Origin of the sequence: Ligilactobacillus acidipiscis DSM 15836, from assembly GCF_001435755.1 — a bacterium.
In the GTDB taxonomy this organism is placed as follows: Bacteria; Bacillota; Bacilli; order Lactobacillales; family Lactobacillaceae; genus Ligilactobacillus; species Ligilactobacillus acidipiscis.
Window position 1 is genome coordinate 1 of sequence record NZ_AZFI01000231.1, and the last position, 2,290, is coordinate 2,290.

Below are 2,290 nucleotides of genomic sequence, written 5' to 3' on the forward strand. Positions count from 1 at the left end.
AGTTGAATGTTACGAACTAGCACCACGCGTGTCAGTTTATTTTGTGATACCATCATTTGTGATTACAACTATTTATTTGATCCGCTGGTTTATTTGCAGCGCTTCTTTTCAGAAAAAGATCCTGGAAATATTTTTTTAATAGATGAAGCGCATAATTTAGTCCAAAGAGCACGTCTCATGTACACCAAAGAAATTTCATCCACTCAATTGGATAAACTAATAGAAACTTATTCACCCCAGACAAAAAAAGCTTCTCGGCTGCTTGATAAAATGAAACAGTTGCGTGAACAATTTCAAATATTGAAAGAACCTATGCGTAATTATCGTCAAGATTCGTTGATAGTTGAGGAAGAATTTGAAGGCTTTAAAAATAAATTGCAGCATTTCACAGACTTCATAAATGATTGGTTGCAAGAGCATCCTGAGGATGAATCACGACAAGAGGTCCTTGATTACTTTTTCCAATGCCATAGCTATTTAAAAATCAGTGAATTTTACGGACCAGAATTTAGAACTAAACTAACATACGAACAAGATCAAGATGAACTGCGCCTTAAAATATTCTGTATAGACCCCAGCGAACTTATTGATCAGCAACTGCAGTTAGGCGGCGGCAGCATTCTTTTCTCTGCTACATTATCGCCGCTCGGTTATTATCAAGAAATACTCGGTGGAAAAGACAGTAGTTTAGCTTATCGGCTTCCCTCGCCCTTTTCTCCCGCCAATTTGGCTATTCTTGTTCCTGTATATATTCAAACAACTTACAAAAAACGAGCTGAAAATCAAGCCAACATTTTGCAAGCACTAAAAATGATGACTTCGGCTAAGAAAGGTAATTATCTCGTCTTTTTGCCTTCATATTCTTATTTAACAACGATCGTAACAGCCTTTTGTCAAGAATATCCTGAACAAAAAGTCGCCGTTCAAAAAAATGAAATGGACGCTAAAAAACGCGAGCAGTTTTTAGAAAACTTCCAAAGCGATCTTGTTGAGCCCATTCTCGGTTTTGCAGTACTAGGAGGTATTTTTAGTGAAGGGATCGATCTGAAAGGAGACCGGTTAAGTGGGGTAGCGATCATTAGCGTGGGGCTTCCGCCTAATGATCCAGAATTAGACACTCTCAAAGAATACTATTCACATCAAGGTAAAGACGGCTTTCAATATGCTTATCAATTGCCTGGTATCAATAACGTTTTCCAAGCAGCCGGTCGTGTTATCCGCGACGAGCAAGACTATGGGGTCGTCATGCTGATCGACGCTAGATTCAATCAGCGTCGCTACACAAGTTTTTATCCACCGCATTGGCAAAATTATCATGCTGTATACAGCAGCACAGAATTAAAAACAACTTTAGCTAATTTTTGGAAGCATAAATAAAAAACTCATTGGGACTTCTGATAGCGTAGATCATCCAGCTATCAGCAAGCTCCCAATGAGTTTTTAAATACAATTTATTCCTGTTCACTTGTGCTCTTGTGGAAAAAGAAATTTTTTAAAGAACCGGGATCTTTCTTGAACTTGAAATATAAATACAAGCAAAAAATCAGTGCTCCGATGACGTCAGCAATCAAATCAGTCATTGTGTCCATAAGTGCCGCGCGCCCAACTTTGGGCTGTCCGTGCGCCATATATCTCTGCAAATTCATGCCAAAACTGTCACACGTAAATTCATAAAATTCCCATAGGACCCCGCAAAAGGCTGAAAAGCAAAAAGCATACAAAGTTACAAAAGTCCGCGAAACCTTAGCTTGAACTTCAGGGGTCAACAAAAAACCAAATATAGCTAAGCCTAAGCAAACTTCCAAGCTGGAGCTGACCAAATGCAACATTTTGTCCCACAAAGGTAGTCTATAAAAGTGACGCAACGTTCCCAAATAAATTGAACCGAAAAGAAAAACTACATAAAGTATAAATAATTGCTGGGGCAATTCGATATTAAGTCTTTTAGCGATCCAGACTGGTAGATAACCAATCAAGATCCCGGCTATGATCTCAACAACTGTTAAAAAGTAGTCACCCTTCGCGCTGGAAGTCAACAAGTCTTTAAAACTAAATATCAGCGCGATCACCATCAAAATTTCATACACTCCAAGAAAAACCGTACTAACAGAAAAGCTGTCTTGTTTTTTTACCATATTCTCTCACACCACCCATTATTTAACTATTACCAATCAATCATAGCCTGATTTTCGATTAAACTAAAGCAATATGCCATTAGCATCACGGAAATATTTTAATTATATAGTCAAGATTTAAGGCACAAAAAAGGTTCTATAATATTTGGTACTGA

General features: G+C 37.9%; 2 protein-coding genes. One reads left to right on the top strand and one right to left on the bottom strand.

Annotated elements, in window-relative coordinates; translation table 11 throughout:
- The first annotated feature begins 6 nt into the window (after nucleotides 1–6).
- Nucleotides 7–1,377: an ATP-dependent DNA helicase gene (locus FC65_RS10180; RefSeq protein ID WP_268872485.1), complete on the top strand. Its 1,371-nt coding sequence runs from the start codon at nucleotides 7–9 to the stop codon at nucleotides 1,375–1,377.
- 74 nt (nucleotides 1,378–1,451) lie between these two features.
- Here the strand turns inward: FC65_RS10180 and FC65_RS10185 are convergent, their stop codons facing one another.
- Complete coding sequence (locus FC65_RS10185; protein WP_010499684.1) at nucleotides 1,452–2,135, bottom strand: DUF2238 domain-containing protein; 684 nt, start codon at nucleotides 2,133–2,135, stop codon at nucleotides 1,452–1,454.
- Nucleotides 2,136–2,290 lie beyond the last annotated feature (155 nt).